The sequence below is a fragment of the Paenibacillus sp. GXUN7292 genome, assembly GCF_050864975.1.
Taxonomy (GTDB): Bacteria; Bacillota; Bacilli; order Paenibacillales; family Paenibacillaceae; genus Pristimantibacillus.
Genome location: NZ_JBOZWO010000065.1, coordinates 1 through 18423 on the forward strand (window position 1 = coordinate 1; position 18423 = coordinate 18423).

Annotated in this window: 12 protein-coding genes; 3 read left to right on the plus strand and 9 right to left on the minus strand. The window is 46.5% G+C overall.

Features of this window, described 5'->3' with window-relative positions:
- The first annotated feature begins 596 nt into the window (after nucleotides 1-596).
- The gene (locus ACRRU2_RS27425) at nucleotides 597-1595 is read left to right on the plus strand and encodes a hypothetical protein (protein ID WP_432506544.1); all 999 of its coding nucleotides are present in this window, start codon (nucleotides 597-599) and stop codon (nucleotides 1593-1595) included.
- A 91-nt stretch (nucleotides 1596-1686) separates the two neighbouring features.
- On the opposite strand, the gene ACRRU2_RS27430 is transcribed toward ACRRU2_RS27425, so the two are convergent.
- Nucleotides 1687-2394, minus strand: a complete 708-nt coding sequence (locus ACRRU2_RS27430) for a DNA alkylation repair protein (protein ID WP_432506546.1) — start codon at nucleotides 2392-2394, stop codon at nucleotides 1687-1689.
- A 53-nt stretch (nucleotides 2395-2447) separates the two neighbouring features.
- Entirely contained in the window at nucleotides 2448-3338 is an 891-nt protein-coding gene (locus ACRRU2_RS27435) for a LysR family transcriptional regulator (RefSeq protein ID WP_432506548.1), read from the minus strand.
- Between the two features lie 201 nt (nucleotides 3339-3539).
- Between ACRRU2_RS27435 and ACRRU2_RS27440 the strand changes: the two genes are divergently transcribed.
- The gene (locus ACRRU2_RS27440) at nucleotides 3540-4580 is read left to right on the plus strand and encodes a YeiH family protein (protein ID WP_432506550.1); all 1041 of its coding nucleotides are present in this window, start codon (nucleotides 3540-3542) and stop codon (nucleotides 4578-4580) included.
- Nucleotides 4581-4779: 199 nt separating this feature from the next.
- On the opposite strand, the gene ACRRU2_RS27445 is transcribed toward ACRRU2_RS27440, so the two are convergent.
- The 7 genes from ACRRU2_RS27445 to ACRRU2_RS27475 form a co-directional block, all read right to left on the minus strand.
- Complete coding sequence (locus ACRRU2_RS27445; protein WP_432506552.1) at nucleotides 4780-8667, minus strand: family 43 glycosylhydrolase; 3888 nt, start codon at nucleotides 8665-8667, stop codon at nucleotides 4780-4782.
- A 44-nt stretch (nucleotides 8668-8711) separates the two neighbouring features.
- The gene (locus ACRRU2_RS27450; protein WP_432506554.1) at nucleotides 8712-10247 is read right to left on the minus strand and encodes a response regulator transcription factor; all 1536 of its coding nucleotides are present in this window, start codon (nucleotides 10245-10247) and stop codon (nucleotides 8712-8714) included.
- The gene (locus ACRRU2_RS27455) at nucleotides 10244-11941 is read right to left on the minus strand and encodes a cache domain-containing sensor histidine kinase (protein ID WP_432506556.1); all 1698 of its coding nucleotides are present in this window, start codon (nucleotides 11939-11941) and stop codon (nucleotides 10244-10246) included. The genes ACRRU2_RS27450 and ACRRU2_RS27455 overlap by 4 nt, the downstream gene beginning before the upstream one ends.
- A 153-nt stretch (nucleotides 11942-12094) precedes the next feature.
- A complete protein-coding gene (locus ACRRU2_RS27460; protein ID WP_432506558.1) occupies nucleotides 12095-13210 on the minus strand; it encodes a glycoside hydrolase family 88/105 protein in 1116 nt (371 codons plus the stop codon).
- Between the two features lie 105 nt (nucleotides 13211-13315).
- Nucleotides 13316-14953: an extracellular solute-binding protein gene (locus tag ACRRU2_RS27465; protein ID WP_432506560.1), complete on the minus strand. Its 1638-nt coding sequence runs from the start codon at nucleotides 14951-14953 to the stop codon at nucleotides 13316-13318.
- Nucleotides 14954-14994: 41 nt separating this feature from the next.
- Entirely contained in the window at nucleotides 14995-15867 is an 873-nt protein-coding gene (locus ACRRU2_RS27470; protein ID WP_432506562.1) for a carbohydrate ABC transporter permease, read from the minus strand.
- A 16-nt stretch (nucleotides 15868-15883) separates the two neighbouring features.
- A complete protein-coding gene (locus tag ACRRU2_RS27475; protein ID WP_432506564.1) occupies nucleotides 15884-16840 on the minus strand; it encodes an ABC transporter permease in 957 nt (318 codons plus the stop codon).
- 275 nt (nucleotides 16841-17115) lie between these two features.
- On the opposite strand from ACRRU2_RS27475, the gene ACRRU2_RS27480 reads away from it, so the two are divergent.
- The gene (locus tag ACRRU2_RS27480) at nucleotides 17116-18054 is read left to right on the plus strand and encodes an ArsR/SmtB family transcription factor (RefSeq protein ID WP_432506566.1); all 939 of its coding nucleotides are present in this window, start codon (nucleotides 17116-17118) and stop codon (nucleotides 18052-18054) included.
- Nucleotides 18055-18423: the final 369 nt, after the last annotated feature.

An 18423-nucleotide genomic window follows, 5' to 3' on the forward strand; every position in this document is an offset into this window, starting at 1 on the left:
TCGTTCTTCTACAGTCCTTACGTTCTGCCGCCTTATCTGATTTCTACATCATTGAAATCCTGCGAATGAGTGAGCATTCGTGAGAAAAACCCTTAAATACGAGGGACGGTTGCCATAGAGGCTATTTCGATTATTTCAGACCATTTGAAAATGTAATGGTTGTCATGAGCGCTATTGTACCCTTTCTCGAGCAAAATCAGTGCTTTTTGGGAAATTAAGCGCAATAGCAATCGTTAGAAAATTTAAAACATCATTTTTGCACGAATAGCGTTTGTGGCAACTCTTAGAATTTCATCATTGCTCAGTATGCTCTGCAGCGAAGTAAGTCAACTCGACTCCAGTAATGGATCGCCGGTTTCACCAGTTACTTCAACGCTTACCTGCTTACAACCTGTGAAAGTTGAGTTATAAATTCATGTAGATTCAAAAAAGGCACCCCTCAGGTCAATTTCAGACCGTTTGGGGCGCCCTATTTTAATCCAAATACTCTTATTTTAATCTATGAAAACCGATAATACTATAAATGCATTATATAAAGAGCATACATTTCGAATAAATGTATATAAATCCATTCGTAAATAGCCAAGGAGACAAATATGAAATTTAATAAATACTTTGCCAGGCTAGTTTTATCTATTTACTTTGTAATCTTTGTCATTCCTATTATTGTCTTAATAATAACTATAATTCCTGATGAAATACCAAACAGCAATATAATATTAGAACATGAATCGGACGAGAGCAAGGATAATCCAATATTTACAGATATTAAAATTACGAATATTAATCCGATTAATGGAATAGCAACAATTAATATCGATATAGAAAGTCCTTTAAACAAAAATTTCACAAGCATGGCTATACTTTCTAATGCTTATTATAATATTTTATCAGAAAAACACAGGCCTGCTATTGATAAATTTTTAGATAAACACTTTCCAGACAAAACGAGTGAATACTTAATATCCTTAGAAATAGACCCTCTCACAAACATAGTAAAGAAGATACATAGTTTCACATTAAGCAGGAGAGTATTTACTATGCCTGAGACCGCTCCTATAGTGGACCGCAAATATAACTCAATAAATGATATTAATTTAGAATTCCAAGGTCAGAGTAAGTATTATCCCTTTGATACATACAAAGGTACTATCGTTATTAACTTTGATCCTTCCAGTAACTACACTTCAAAGTATTATACAGACATTCAGTTCAGAAACTTGGATAGAAACTTTATTCTGGCAGCAAACCCAAAGGATCTTCGCAGGTCAATACCCGAACTAAACGAATATGAATTTCAGAATTATGTGGACGTGTATTTAAAAAGGGATAACTTCACCAGATATTATCTTCCAGCATGCATTTTTTTATTGTATTTAACAATTATAGTTTTCACATTATTAATCAGCTTTTCAAAAAAATCTGAGTTAATTTTAATGTGTGTAGCCGTATTAAGTTTAGCACTTGTCATAAGATCTTTCACAACTCCTAATAATATCCCTATCTTCTGTATTTTTGACTATATCCATATGTCTTTTTTCCTGGCTATTTTTATCATTATGCTGTTCAAAGGATTTAAAATACAAAACAACTGATCTATCAAGGATAAACGGCTCCGTCGTCCTTTGGAAAAAATCATGCCTAAGCTATTTTAGCCTAGGCATGAAATCTGGAAAACGAGGGATATTAACACCTTACATATTTGCGTTTGAACCCAATCTGGCCTTTATCTACAGCCTTTTGGATATTTTCAGACGCTTGCAGGAACTTGCTTTTCTTAGTATCCTTGTTGACTTCTACTGGTCCTACTGCCTTTGCGGTCTCGACTGCCTTTTCATGGAGCGGCGTATAGGATACAGCCACTGTGTACATAAAATTGCTCATCGCGTATTTCGTACGCTCAGGAGAATCGTGAATTGTATTTTTCACCATTTCAAGCATAGCTTCCAGTTTGCTTTCAGAAAATTCATGATCCGGACGATTGCCCAACAGCCAGCAATAACAGCTCCAGCCCCCTGACATTCGCAGCTCTTCACCGCTAGCGATCCATTTATCCGCAACTTCCTGCGCAATATCCGTTTCTGCCAGAGTTACTGCAACCACATAATCAGACAGCATATAAAAATAAGCCCCATCCATCCAACGTTCGAAATCGGCTTCAGTCATAATATCTGGGTCTGCAATAACGCCAGCAAAGTACATGGCATCGTAGTTCCCCGTCGCATACAGCTGTTCAGCCAAAGACTGATCTTTTTTTATTTTTTTGGCAATTGGCTTCATTTGGCCTGTTGCTGCGCCAAAAAGCGGCTCGTGCGCACCATTGGACATGTAGATTTTTTTAGTTCGTTCTTTTCCTATTGCTTCAAGTTCCTGCATGACCGCTTCTAAATTCATGTGCAACACTTCCTTTTTTAACATCATTCTATCAAAAATTCGGCCCTCTCGCTTTATATGAGCTTTTTGACAGCATGCACTCTCTCCGCAAATACATCCATTGCCATAGTTGTTATAGAATCTGCCGTGCGGATTAGTGAAAAATTCCGTTCAATCCGGATCTCATTTAGAGGAATTTCTACAAGATCTTTAGATTCCAGTTCCCTCTGGACGACAAAACGGGATAGAATTGCGAGGCCAAGGCCAGCCGCAACCGCTTCTTTAACGCCTTGACTGCTATTGAAAATATACGATCGCTTAACTTTAAGAGCCGCTTGCTGAATAAACTGGTCGCTAAACGCTCGCGTGCCCGAACCGCTTTCACGCTGCACCCATACTTGATCATGAAGAAATTCAGTCTCCATGCTGTTTATTAAGGACAAGGGATGTCCGGCAGCAGCTACGATAATCAGCTCATCCTTCATAAAGGTTGTTACCGACAGATCAGATAGCGCCACATTCCCTTCAACAAGACCGATATCCAGCTTATTTTCCTGGATAGCTTGTATGATTTCTTCCGAATTTCCTATCGTTAAGCTTATCTCAACTTGAGGATACTGCTCTGCAAATTCAGCAATCATTCGCGGCAAAATATATTCCCCGATCGTAAAGCTCGCCCCAATTAAAAGTGAACCGGTTACGGTATCATGCAGTCTGTGAATATCTTGCTTCGCTGCCTCGTAAGAGGACAGAATTTCCTTTGCCCGCTTATATAGAAGCTCCCCTGCTTCAGTCAGCTTAACCTGCTTGGGAGATCGATGCATCAGCTTTGTCCCGAATTCATTCTCTAAATTGCGAATATGTAAACTGACACCCGGCTGCGATAAATTTAACATTTCTGCCGCCCGGGAGAAATTACTCTGTTCTGCTACCGTGACAAAAACCCGAAGGGTTTCAACGATCATGGAACCGCCTCGCTTTCTCCATTATTTTGTCCTCTTTTTATTTAATCATAAGTTTTTCTCATGATACAGATAGCAAATTGGTATTTCCCTTCTTCTTTTGAAGTCCCTATAGTGAAGGCATAAGACGTTAAACGGCTTCGCCGTCCTTTGACAGCAGCCGATGAAATATAAAATTTTGTAACCATATAGGGAGTGAACATCATGACTCAGGCACAGGGTATGCCGCTAAATAAGAAAAGGGGATTTGACTTTACCCAAGGAATCGCTTTGACATTAGGAATTGCTGTGACGGCTAAGATTTTGGCGAGTTTTCCATTCCTTAGCATCATGGGCCAGCTTGTGATCGCCATTCTGTTAGGTATTGCCTGGAGAGCGGTAATCGGCGTGCCCGAAAAGGCAATGACGGGCGTTTCCTTCTCCAGCAAAAAGCTGCTGCGCTATGGCATTATTCTGCTGGGGATGCGATTAAATCTCGCAGATATTGTCCATGCGGGTCCGAAGGTACTGGCAATAGCGATTATTAATATTACGTTTACGATCTTAGTCGTGTACGGACTTACTAAGCTTTTTAAGGTAGACAAGCGGCTGGGCATGCTGACTGCATGCGGCACGGCAATTTGCGGAGCAGCAGCTGTCGTTGCCATCTCGCCCCAGATAAAGGCCAGTGACGATGAAACAGCAATCGGTGCAGCAACCGTAGCGATTCTCGGTACGATTTTCACATTGCTTTATACCGTGTTATATCCAGTTCTAGGTTTGACGGCTGCAGGCTATGGTATTTTCTCAGGAGCCACTCTGCATGAGGTCGCTCATGTCGTTGCTGCAGCAGCGCCAGGCGGAAATGAGGCGGTTGATCTGGCCGTTATTGTGAAGCTGACGCGTGTGGCACTGCTTGTACCGGTCGCCATTCTGATCGGTATTTGGATGAACCGGGCTGAGCGCAAGGAAGACAATCATACAGAAAAAACAAGCTGGAAATCCATTCCGATACCGTGGTTTATTCTAGGATTTCTAATCATGAGCGGCGTCAACACACTGGGCATTTTTTCAGCCGACATCGTTAATCTGGTTGTACTTGCAGCCTATTTGCTGATTGCGATGGCTATGGCCGGGCTCGGTCTTAATGTCGATATCCAAACCTTTCGCCGATTGGGGATGAAGTCTTTCGCAGCCGGTCTGATCGGTTCTGTGTTACTGTCGATTTTGGGATTTACGCTCGTAAAGCTGTTTGGGTTAAATTAAGGATGAACGGCTACGCCGTCCTTTGGGACAGGCGCGTTTACCGATGAAATATAGAAACAGGAATAAAGCGAAGACGAGCGAAAGCTTCAACTCATTAAGAAGAGCGCCGATACCTTGAGGTACGGCGCTTTCTCGTTCCGCATGCCGTTCATGCAAGCGGTCATGATTACTATTTACTGCACTAGCAACTTGGCTATTCTCACTTTGATGACCAAGATTCCAGCAACTGGTTTGCCAAGGATTCCAGCGTCTGCTTCGCTTCCTCCGTCACATATCTCTGCATCGACCGATTATTCAAGTGCTTAAGGAAGTCTTCCAGATGTTTAGCTGCCTGTGAATGCCGTCCACCCGACAAATGTTGTTCCACCTGATTCAGCCGATTCGTCAATTGCTTAACAAGCGGTCCGCTCACATCGCCAGAGCTGACGTACGCTTGCAACTGATTGCTCAACGTATCTACATCGGGTGTTGAAATCGGCGAGTTGGTCACTGTAATCATGCTTGTCGCCTGGTAACCACTATCATCTGTTGTTACTGTAATTATAGCTGTACCTTGAGCAATCGCCGTAACAACCCCATTCTCATCCACTGTAGCTACATATGGATTTGAACTGCTCCACGTCACGCTCTTGTACGTCGCATCGGCAGGTTCCACGGTTGCGATAAGCTGGACGGTAGAGCTTTCGTAATTGATATACAACTGCACACTGGTCTTGTCCAGACTCACGCCGGTGACTTGATGCGGCGGTTGGTAGCCTGCAACAGTCAGCTCTACATGAGAACTCGCTTTATGAGTATCCGTCGCGGAATATCGGACCCAATACGTGCCAGGCGCCAAATTCGCAATGGTATCGCCCTCTACGCCAGACCACACGCTCCCATTATCGGAAGACCATTCCATGGTGGCGTTCACGCCGGTGATCCGACCGTCATTGGCACCTTCGGCTGTTTCATCGACTGTCCCAAGCCCCTCAGGCGCAACCTTCGCTCCTCCGATAACCATGACTTTGAAATCGTCGTAATCAATTGAGGCGTTGGCGTAACCGTCGACGCCAAAGAGCTGTCCAGTCAGCTTATCACCACCTGTATGACGGAAGGCGTAGTTCTCAGCTATCGGAGTAGGATCATCGTTTAAATAGACGGTATACGTTTTGGCATCCCAGTTGGCTTCCATCCTGAACTTATACCATGTACCATTGTAATCAAAGTCTTTGACTTTATGCTTGGTAGATCCAGCCTGCACGATTATTTTCCCCAGATCAAAAGCCGTGACCATAGAATAATTGTCAGTTCCGCTGTCGTTTCTCACCATAGCGCCATTCGCGTACTGGAAGCTGCTGTTCAATCTGGCGCGATATTCGATGATGATGCGCTGATCTCCTGTAGCCGTCACCTCATCCAGATAAGGAAGAAACAAGTTAGCTTTGCCCGGAGTAGCAGCGGTGGTCAATCGAAGGAATTTATTCCCATCTTCCTCTAACACAGTGGCGGTAGCACCATTTGTCAGCTCTCTGACCATAATCCCGAAAGGAAACTTGCCCGTCTCATCGCCGGAGAAATCCCGGTAAGCGTTGTAGAACACGCCATCCTGCGTACTGTTGAGCGAACCTAACAAAGCGGCTTCTACTTCGGCAAGTGAAGTTCGCATCTGGTTAAATTGCTGTTCCGTCAGATTGCCATCTGCAGACAACGCCTCTGCCTGAACCAGCGCAGCCAAGAGAGTATTGTACGCGGTAAGACTATAAGTACCGAGGCTTTCGCCCAGAGGGTATGAGAAACTGTCCAGCCTACTGCGAATTTCATTCACAAGAACATCAAGACCCCAGTCTGGAACAACTTCTACGGAAGCGATTGCAGGAAAATCCTCGCCATTCAGAGTCAATATGACTGGTATCTGTACGATGCCAAGCGAGTTGAAATGGATACCTTCCAGCTTCCAGCTGATCCCAGCTGTGATCTCCTCCCCATTATAGGTGACGTTAACAACGCCGGGCAGTCTAGGTGTCACTCCCGAAGGGGTCTTGACTTGAGAAACAATCTGCGGAACCTGAGATGGTTCAGGTGTTACCGTCAAGTTGGATGCGGCTTCCTTGCCGCCGTATACGGCTTTAATCACCGTATCCCCCAGTTTAGCGTCATATACCTGACCGGTGCTCGTAACCTTAGCCACGTCGGGGTTGCTGCTAAAGTACTCGACGCCAGCATCAGCCGTCACATCCTGTTCCTCATAGGTGTTGTAACGTGCCGTTACCTGCAGTTGTCCTGTCAGTCCGCTCGTTAGGACGTTGTTCAATCCGCTAATCGCAACAGACTGCACGGATCTCGGTTCAGCAGCAACAATAACCGCTGCTGTAGCCATTTGCCCGTTATAGGTTGCGGTTATCGTGGCACTGCCCGCCTTAAGTCCCTTGATAACAATTCCCTCAATAGTTTCTTCAACAATGGCGACCTCGGTATTGGAGGAACTGAAGGAAACACCGCTGCCTACAAGAGAATGGGTCGTACCTGCGACCGTATACACGGGCAAGCTGCGACTCTCACCCAATCCCAGCGTGTACCCCGGAGAATCAAATAATAGTTCTGATCCTACTTCAAGCTTGAACAGATCGATACTGTCCATTTCGACAAGACCGACGCCGCCCGAGAAGCGGATCGTATTGTCACCTTGTTCAAGATAGATTTTCGCTGTAGAGATTCCCCAACGATTCCAGCCAGAATAGACGATGTTCAGTTTAGCTCCGGAACTGCCGTTGACCGACATGATTTGGGAAGCATCCCCCCCGCTCGATGAACCATTGGCATTGCGAACGGACATCATATAAAATCCTGCAGCCGGCACGTTGACCGTAAACTGGATATGATCACTGTCATTTTGGATATTAGCGATCTTCATCCCGCCCGATGCGCTGCCTTCCCGCCGTACAGCAGGGCCGATTTCACTAGCGGGATCTTTCCTCAGCACGGCAGTTTCCGCCTCATAGCGTTGACGTACCGGCTCTCCTGAAGGTTTCGCAATCGGTATGTTCGGGTCGACGGGTTCACCCAAGTTCGGTGTTCCGTCTGCGTTCCAAGTAAATTTCTGTGCGCGAACATTGCGGGTCCACCCTGATCCCGGCCAGCGGGCGGCATGATAGATAATCCAGTCCTCGCTGCCGTCGGGCGAGGTAACCAGACTATGGTGGCCCGGACCATAAACGCCGTTGGCGCTAGAGAAAATCGGCTCGGCATGCTTTATCCAAGACTCGGGATCCATTAGATCAGCGCCAATATCGACCGTGATCAACCCTAGGGAATAACTGTCTGTCCAGCTTCCGTTGGCGGAATAGACCAGGTTGATGATGTCGCCCTTTATCGTGACTTGCGGTCCTTCATTGATCCTGCCCGGGGACGATTCCCAATCATATTCAGGCGTCGAAAGCAATACCCGTTCCGAGCTGATAGTCCATGGATTGTTCATCTTCGCAATATATAAATTTTGAAAACTTCCGTCCATATCCTCCCAACCTGACCAGAGGAAATAGTGTTCATCATTTACAGTTAGCACAGTTCCGTCGATCGCCCAGCGGTCGCTGGAATCGGTAATTTTACCTTTAAACTCCCAAGTTCCGGTCATCGGATTCTCATTGGCGTTCTCCAGCACAAACATACGATGGTTCGCATTGGTCCCGTTATCGGCCGCGAAGTAAATATACCATTTGTAAGCGCCATCGGTATCTTTGAGATAATGCATCTCCGGCGCCCAGATATTAGAGCTGTACATGGTATCCTTAACTGGTGACCAGGTCAGCCTCCTCTCGCCCGCTTCAATGCCGCTGATGGTCTTCGCTCTGCGGATCATAACGCCGCTGGCGTTGGCAAAGGCGTTGTAGTAATAGCCGTCCGTGTGCTTGTACACCCAAGGGTCGGCGCCTACCTGCATAATAACATTGTAGAAATTAGACACTTCCGATCCCCCTTCGGCCGAAGCCAGCATCGAAACTGGCGAATCCGGCATGGATTCTGCTGCCGCAACTGCTCCAATTCCTTGCGGCAGCATCAATAACACTACAAGGCAAAATAAAAGATGTCTGAAATAATTTTTGAACATTTACAATCCTCCCCGTACTAAAATAGATTTAGAATCAAAAAAAGTCACGGGCCAACCATCTGCTTGCGGTACTCTTTGGGGGAGACTCCCACTATCCTGTTGAACATATGCGTAAAATAATTGGAGTCGTTGAAGCCGGTTGCCTCGGATATTTCGAATATTTTCATATCTGTGCTTTTCAATAGAAGCTTGGCTTTCTGTACGCGCAGCTTCTGAATATAGCCGATTACACCTTCTCCAGTTTCCTTTTTAAACAGATTACTGAAGTAGCTGGGGTTGAGATGGACATGAGCCGCCACCTCAGCCAAGCCGCATACCCCCATGTATGATTCTTCAATAAACCGGATCGCCTGCTTGACCGGATTATCCTTCTTGCTGGCAAGCCAGGTGTTGTGAGACTGCAGAAATTCATCGATGTATCCCTGTAGCCATGCCGCAATATCCTCCGACGTCGCACATTTGTAGACAAAATCCCACTCTATGGAACGCACGGTCATTTGCCATTCGGGAAACTGAACCTGCACCAGCCGGAGAATGGCAGCAGCCAGCAGCAGCGCTTCGATCTTGGCGGCTTGAGGGGGCAACTGGCTGATCCGAACGGCTTGATCCTGCAGTTCCTGGCCCAGGCGGCTGTTATCCTCTGACATAAGCCAGGTTATAATTTCCCTCTCCTTCTCGTAAAGCGCTGTCTGGTTGAGCAATGATTCACTGGCAGAACCGTGATCACGATTCCCCTCGCGGCAATACCGTCTGTAGCCCTGGTACAATTCCTCTGTGGTAGCACATAGCCCTTGTTCGCTGCATTCAAGAGTCAGTCCCAAATAACGATGAATCGAATCGGCAAGTATCTGCTCCCATGAGCGGAAAATATCCGATCGGAAAGAACTCCGATCCACCAATAGGGCCCACTCCGATGCGTTCAAGGGAAACAGGCGAAAACTGCCGGGAAACCATTTAATCAAGAGCTCACCAGCAATATTGGTGAAAGCGAACTGCAGAAGCGGTACATCTTGGTCGGAATAATGCTTCTCCGCGGGGAAATAGGTAGGAATACGGAGAACGTGCAGTTCACATTGCTTCATCCGCTTCAGCAGAACCTCCACCTCTTCGCCGCTGCAGGGCATTCCCATAATAGCCGAGCGTAGCTCATTGTCTTCAAGTTGGCTTCTCCAGCCTTCCAACGAAAGCTGAGACTGGCTTTCTTTAATCAACTGCACATAAATCCGATCAAGTACGCTTAATATATCCGTTTCCACACAAGGCTTAGTGATAAAGTCCTGCACTCCGAACTTGACGGCGGACTGGGCATACGAAAAATCCTTGAATCCGGTTACAATTACAATCTTCGTCAGCCAGCCGCGATTTCTGATTTCTTCTGTCAGTTGCAGGCCATCTATATGGGGCATCCGAATATCGGTCAGCAAGAGATCCGGGACACTTTTCTCCATCATGAACAAGGCGTCTCGACCATTAGTCGCTTCCCCTGTCACTACCCACTCGGCGGATCGCTTCCCCGCCAGCTTCAGCAGTCCCTTACGGAAGTTAGGTTGATCTTCTGCAATAAACAGCTTACCCTTCATCTACTCCCCTCCTCATGACTCCCCAGTGTTCCGAATTTAATAGGAAGCGTCATGTGAATAATAGTTCCGTTTCCTTTACTGCTAGTAATTTCTACTCCATATGCGGATCCGTATACCAGCTGAATGCGCCGAAGCACACTTTTGTACCCGATCCCCAGTTTATTGCCGTCCTGCAGCACAGCCTCCGCCTCTGTCAAGGTTCTCAGGGTTTCTTTATCCATACCGCATCCGTTATCAGCCACCTCGATATGCAGTGCCTCATCTAATAGAAACGCTTTGATCCGCAGCACCCGGTCTTCTTCCATATCACGGAAAGCGTGTACAAAAACATTCTCCACCACCGGCAGCAAAAGGGATCGCATCATCCGCAGATTCAGCAGAGACTCCTCAGCTTGAATAATAGTCTCAATCTCGCCGGTAAATAATTCTGTTTGGATTTTGATGTAATTGCGGATCTGATTCAGCTCTTCGCCAAGAGTCGTATCAGTCTGGACAGATTTAAGGGAATACTTCAACATCTCCGAGATGGCGTGGATCAGAAGCGCCGTCTCCTCCTGGTCATTGCTGTACAGCTTCCAATACAGCTCATTGAACAGGTTGTGCAGATAATGAGGGTTCAGCTGTGCCTGGATGGCCTTCAGCTCCGATTCCGTCTGGCTGATCTGAGCCAAATATACTTTGTTGATCAATTCGCTCACTTGCTCCGCCATGCTGTTGAAGCTATCTCCGATGTATCCCAGCTCGTCGCCGGAATTCACCCTAACACGAACTGTGAAATCACCGGAACGCAACTTACGTAAACCTTGCATCAGATGGGCTAGAGGAGTCAGAAGCGTCCGGGTGGAAATCGTAATAAGCAATGCACTAAGCAGAATTATGCCGATTCCAGCGAATACCAATATTCGGATGATGTCTTTATTTCTCCGCTGTATCTCCTGCAAGGAAGCTCCTCCGTATAGGGTAAAGCCAGCCGGTATCAACTCGTGACGGACAAACAGATAAGTGATGCCATCCATTTCGACATGTTGGGGATAATTTTCCTTTGCCAGTTGCAAGAGTTGCTCCGTCTCGCTCTGGTCAGTATTGGAGTAGAGCATACCGCCCATAGGCTCCAACAGCAATAACTTGCCGCTGCCGTTCTCCATAAGATCCCGCAGCACCTTGGATACCAGACTTTCCTCTATCACCATCACCATAGTGCCGTACGGTTTCAGCTTCTCATTAAGCATCCTTCTGGCAGCAACCAGAACTGTTCTGCGTCCGTTCGGATCAATGGTGCTGATCGCCTCAACCCGGCTCCAAACTATATTCCCTCTATGGGGCTCAAGTTTTTCCATTATTCTGGTCAAGTCATCCGTTCCCGGCTCTCCCGATGCACCAGTTTTGGAGAGAACCATCATTTCCCCCTTCTCATTGTAGAGAAAAACGGAACTGATGGACGGCGCATCCACCAGCAGCATATTCAACTGTTCTTCCACGTATTTACGGTTCTTGAATTGAGTGTAGGAATCGTTTTCATAAACAATGTTCTCTCTGAGAAACAGTTCAATGTACGGATTTAGGCTAATGGATAGGGATACCCGGTTGATTTCCTGGAAGGACATTTCTAGTCTAGCCAATGCCTGTTCGTTGGCGATGGAGAATTGCTTACTAATTTCGTCCTCCATTAATTGGATATTTGATTGATAAACCATCCAACCTGCCATGGCAAAGGTAAGCGTTACCATACACGAGAGCAATACGATCAGCTTGATCTTAAAGCTGCCCTTTATTTTTCCGGCTATATTCCCCAGACAGCTTTTCGGACGCAGTCGGCTCTCCCCCTTGAATTTCATATTATATTTATATTATTTTAAAGCCTCATACAAGGCAATAAGCGCAAGGGACTGTCCGTATGCCATCGGCATGATCGTAATGTTTTTATAATGATCTCTATCCATTCCCATGCCGGTTCCAGCCGACACATTCAGCACGGTTCCATCCTCGCTAATATTTTGACAAACCGCCTTAATAGCCTTGTTTGCAACAGCCTGATAGGAGGAATCCAGAATACCGACTTTCATGCCTTTGAGGATACCCGCGCCAATTGCAGCCGACCCGGATACCTCTTCATAGCTGGTGGGGTCGTGCAGTACACTGTGCCAGAGACCAGAAGCTGCTTGAAGCGGAACCAGTGCATTGACCTGCGCCTTGTACGTATCAATCAGAAATTCCCGGACACCCGGATTAATCGTATCCTGGCAAGTTTCCAGATAATCGACGAGGCCGTAGGTGAACCAGGAATTGCCGCGACACCAGAAGATGCTGCCGAAATTATCGTTACGCTCGAAACTCCAGCCGTGGAAGAACAATCCGCTATGTTTGTCGAACAAGTACTTGATATGAAGCAGAATCTGATGAACTGCTTCTTGTTCCCATTCCGGTCGATTGAACTTGCGCCCGGCTTGGTTCAGAAACAGAACCGCCATAAAGAGCGTATCAATCCATAACTGCCCATTGTGCAAGTGAACTCCATCCCGATGGCCAATGGCAGTGACTGTATGCTGGAAGCCACCTTCTTTCGTTTTGGGCAGCTCATGTATGAGCCAGTTCGCGTGATCTAGGCATAACTGTTCCAGTTGGTTGGATGGCTCCAGCTGATCCAGAAGCAGAACCAAAGCCAGATAGGGGGCTGTCGTATTAATGTTTTTTGACGGCAGACCAACCTCCAGATTGCGGGAATACCATCCCTGAAAAAACTCCATATAACGGCGATCACTGTAATATTCTTGCAGCTTGTACAGACCATAAAGACCGACACCCTGAGGCCAGTCCCATTCTTCTATTCCGAAATCTCGTTGGACAATCCCTTTTCTTGTATCGGCTTGATCCACGGTTTTATCCTTTTCATAATCGCTGCCGCCCAGATTCATAAGCCTGTCCACTACCCGCGAGATTTTTTGAAGCAGTATTTCATTTGTCACGATTCATCTACTCCTTCTCCTATACAACGTTTCGAAGGCGAACCTAGCTCGACCTTTACCGAACTAGGTTCGCATTATCCTATATTCCAGATCCCGCACCCCTTACTAATGCTGGGAGCGGACCAACTCCAAAATATCTTTACCTAGGAAAGCTATCTCCTTGTTTTCTTTATACCAAGTGTTCATAAATTCCTCAATCTGCTTGCCGCCGCCTTTCTCCCAGGCAGCTTTCGCATCTGCAACCGCTTGCTCAGCGGTATATTGAGCCCCGCCAATAATGCCTTTGGCATAGATGTCCTGGATTTCTTTGTCGATATTGGTATTGATCACTACCAACTCGCTCGGCAGAGAAGGCATATGCTCATAGTGACTTAACGCAGGATACTGAGCCTCGGGATTAAGCAGAAACTCGTCTGCTTTCTTCAACATCTCCAGACCGGCCTTCTGGTCAGGATCGCTCACGTCGAACGCAGTGGTGGAAATCAGAAGCGGATTCTCGGGGATCGAGTAGAACATGGAATAGTCCATGGCCCAATCCAGTTCCTTGGCGTTCTTCTCAGGATCAATAACCTTCGGAAAACCGTCCTCGCCTTTATTCCAATGCTCTCCCTCAATTCCTTTTTTCAGAATCAGAGCGTTCTCCGGCTCGATGATGAAGTTAATATATTCCATAGCAGCCTTGGGGTCTTTGGCCGCAGCATTGATCACCGTGGTCATTTGAACCGGATTAACCACATGATGAACGAATTGCCCCATGGGAGACTTGGGCTGCTCCATCGGCGCTATCTCCGCCTCTGGAACAACCTTGCGGAGCGTTTGAATGTCCGTTACCGTATTCTCAAACCAGTTAGTGATAGCAGGGGGAAGGAACACGCCTATTTTACCGTTCAAATAATCCTGCTTGGCTTTAGCTCCGTTCTTGTCCGCGAGGTAATCCTTATCGATAAGCCCTTCTTCAAATAATGTCTTCTTAAATTTAAGGGACTCCAGAGTGTTATCCCAAGTTCTAATAATTTTATCATCATCGGAGATTTTCCACCCATACGAGCCAAACATCGAATCCACCATGCCACCCGAGGTGTAGCTCATATTGGTTCCATATGTATCCTTCTTCCCATTACCGTCAGGATCCTGCTCGACGAATGCTTTCAGAACAACAAGCAATTCGTCGGTGGTTTTGGGCACCTCCAGATTCAGCTTTTTCAGCCAATCCATGCGGATAAAGGCTACACTCTGCAGATGAGGCTCATTAATTTTACCGATTTCGTAAAGCTTGCCGTCCGGCTTAGTGCCTACTTTGCGAAGCTGGGGGTACTTTTCCAACAACTTCTGGTATTCAGGCGCATATTGCAAATAATCGTCCAGAGGCAACAATTGCTTCTGCTGATACAGGGAATTCCGAAATCCCGTATCATAATCATTGACAATATCCGGCGCACTGCCCGATGCGAACATCACATTCAGCTTCCTAACCGCCTCTGCCCGGGCCACCGGCACATACTTGGCCGTAACAGGAGAATGCTCATTGATCCACTTGGTCCAACGGTTGTCCTCAACCGTTCCCTCCGCTGCGGGAATATTTCCCCTGTCATAGTTGGAAACGGTAATTGTAGCTTTTCTTTCGCTCTTCCCCTTTGTCCCTTTTTCCGCTTGGCTGCAACCGACTACCCCTGCTGCCATAACCGCGGACAGCCCTAGTGCCAACGCGAACTTCACTCTTGATGTGAATGTTTGTCCAGACATGTGGAATCCCCCTCAATTTATATTGAATTTCTTTGTTGCCGCTAACCCTTAATAGAGCCAAGCATAATGCCTTTGACAAAATATTTTTGCAGGAACGGGTATACCACCAGCATGGGCACGACCATCACCACAACCCCTACCGCTTTCAGTTTTTCGGATACCATTTCCTGCTGCTGCATCATATCCATGGCCGCCATGTTGAAGTTCCCCTGAATTTGCAGCATCCCCTGAACGACAACAGTTAGATTCTGCAAACTCGTCTTATTAATGTAAAGAATGACGCTCATAAACATGTTCCAGTAGCCAACCCCGTAGAATAACGTCAGCGTAGCCAGCATAGGAAGAGACAAGGGGAGTATAATGCGCATGAGCAGTCGAACCTCGCCGCAGCCATCAATCTGGGCGGATTCGGCCACTTCTCCCGGAACGCTCTCAAAATAGCTTTTCATAATCAACATATTATAGGTGCTGATTAGCCCGCCAAGCCAAAGGGACCAATAAGTATTGATTAAATGCAGGCTATTCATGACCAGATATGTCGGAATCATGCCTCCGCCGAAGAGCATGGTGAATAATGCAGCCATTGTGATCGGCTTGCGGGCGTAGAGGTAACGTCGGGATAAAGGATAGGCCGTCAGCACCGTGGCCAACATGCTCAAGATCGTTCCCCCCAAGGTAATGATCACGCTGTTGATAAAGGAGCGCAAGGCTGGTGTATTCTCGAAAAAATAATTGTAAACGGTGAAATCAAGTCCCACCGGCCAGAACAAGACCTGCCCCAGATCAACCGCATGCCCCGAGCTTACGGACAGCGCAACCAGATGTAAAAAAGGCAAGATGCAGGTGAGCGATATGATAATCAAAATGATGTGAATAAAGGTTACAAAAAATTTACCACCTATGGATTCCCTCAAGCGTAGCCTCCTTTCTTCAGAATAATCCCTGATCGAATTTACGGGCCAATGCATTGGCCGACAGCACTAGCACCAGTCCAACAAAAGACTCAAACAACCCCATGGCTGTGGTCAGACTAAATTGAGCCTGCTGCAGCCCCACCTTGTACACATAGGTGCTGATGACCTCCGCCTTCTCCAATACAGTAGGATTTTGTAAATTGTAAACCTGATCGAATCCTACCTCCATCAGACGACCCACTCCAAGAATCAGCAGGAGAATAATCGTAGGGCGGATGCCCGGCAGAGTGATATGCCAAATCTGTCTCAGCTTCCCTGCTCCATCCATCCCCGCAGATTCGTACAGACTGGGGTCAATGCTGGAGAGAGCGGCGAGATAAATAATAGCGCTGAAGCCCATCTCCTTCCACATGCCGGAGCCGATGAAGATGGCAATCCATGAGTCCGCGCGGTACAGGAAAGGCACCGGCTCCCCTCCCCATTGACCTAGCAGCTTGTTAACGGTACCGCCTTCGATAGAGAACAGGGTCAGGACAATGCCTGCAACGATAACCCAAGACAAAAAATGAGGCAAATAAATAACAGTTTGAATCCAGCGCTTTAGCCAAGTCTTCCGCACCTCATTCAAGGCAATGGCAATAATAATCGGCGCAGGAAACCCGAAGACCAGATTCAGAACGCTTAAGTTAAGGGTATTCCAAATGATCTGCAGTGTAACGTTAGACTGAAATAAAATCTCAAAATATTTCCAACCCACCCACGGACTTGACCATATGCCATCGTGAAAATTGTAGTTCTTGAAGGCAATCACAAGACCGCCCATAGGCGCATAACGGAATATCAGATAATAAAGCACCCCTGGTATAAGCATGGCAAACAACGGAATATTCTGCCGAAACCGCTTTGTCTGGTAGAAAGCCTCTTTGGCTGCAGGCGCTCGATCTGTTCCCATGACAGCAGGCGTTGTTTTCATGGCTCCCCCTCTTTCTTACTGAATATTTTTCGAAGACGTGACATTTATAATATACTGCGGTTCACCCGCCCCAGCCTTAAAAATCTTTAGCTCTTTCTGTGCGTTTTTTGTTTATCAACAACTGTTTTGCAAACAGGATATCCGTGTAAAGATAAGTGTCGCCTGGCAAAGCTGACTGCTCCTTGTTACAAAAATATTGATTCAATACAAAAAAGTAATCTATAATTATTAGAACAAGGATAACAGCACAATTAATAGGATGGCAGGTGAAGGCAATGTTGCAAGTAGGAATGAACGAGCCGGAAAAGCTTGTAAAGGTGGCCCATGCCTTATCGACAAGAGCGCGAGTGGACATACTCCGGCTGCTCAATGCCAGGAGCATGAATGTCATTGAAATTGCTGAAGCGTTGTCTTTGCCGGTTTCCACAGTGGCTAACAATGTGAAAATACTCGAAGCAGCGGAGCTTATTTATACAGAGCTGCTCCCGGCTGTACGCGGAGCAATGAAGGTATGCACACGCAGCTATGATGATGTTCATATGATTCTTAATACGACGTTTCGCGGCTCTCAGGACGGGAAGCAGGTATACGAAATTGATATGCCGATCGGCCAGTACAGCTACTGTGAAGTGTATCCGACCTGCGGGATGGCAAGCGCTGAGGCGATGATTATACAAGAGGACGAGCCGGCCAGCTTCTATCATCCGAATCATATTGGCGCGGGTATTATCTGGTTCCGCAAAGGTTACGTTGAATATTTGCTGCCGCTTGAAATTCCACAAGGCTCAAAGGTTGATTCTATAGAGTTTTCGATGGAAATATGCTCGGAGGCTCCTAATTTTGATCATGACTGGCCTTCGGATATTTCTGTGTGGGTTAACGGCGTGGAAATCGGCATGTGGACGAGCCCTGGCGATTTCGGCGATCGCAAAGGCAGGCTTAATTCAAACTGGTGGGCGCAACAGACTACGACGCAATACGGTCTTTTAAAAACTTGGCGGGTTGATGCTGAACGGACGACGCTTGATATGAAAAAGGTGTCGGATGTAACGCTTGCGGATTTGAAGCTGGAGCAAAGGCCAAGCGTCAGATTGCGCATTGGCGTTAAAGCCGATGCCCTGCATAAAGGCGGAATTAATCTGTTTGGCCGATCCTTTGGCGATTATGAGCAGGATATTGTCATGAAGGTGCATTACACAGCTGCCGAACTATAAAAAAATGAAGTGATTCGAGCATTAGTTGCAATTAGTTTGTAACTAATGCTCTTTTTTATTTAATTGTTACAATAAAATGATTTTAAACCGTTGACAACCCTGCTTTATATTACTATAATCGAACAAAAGATACAAAATATTTGTAATAAAACAAATAAGTCGTTTTTGTATCTCGGCATAGACCAACTAAAACAACAACAAAAGGTAAGGTGAGCTGCAATGGCATTGAAGGATCACTATCGCAAGGACTATCCGCGTCCACAATATGTGCGCAAGGCTTGGCTTGATTTGAACGGCGCTTGGGATTTTGCATTTGATGATGATAATAAAGGGGAAAGTGAAGGCTGGCAGGCTGGCTTTGTGCCTGCG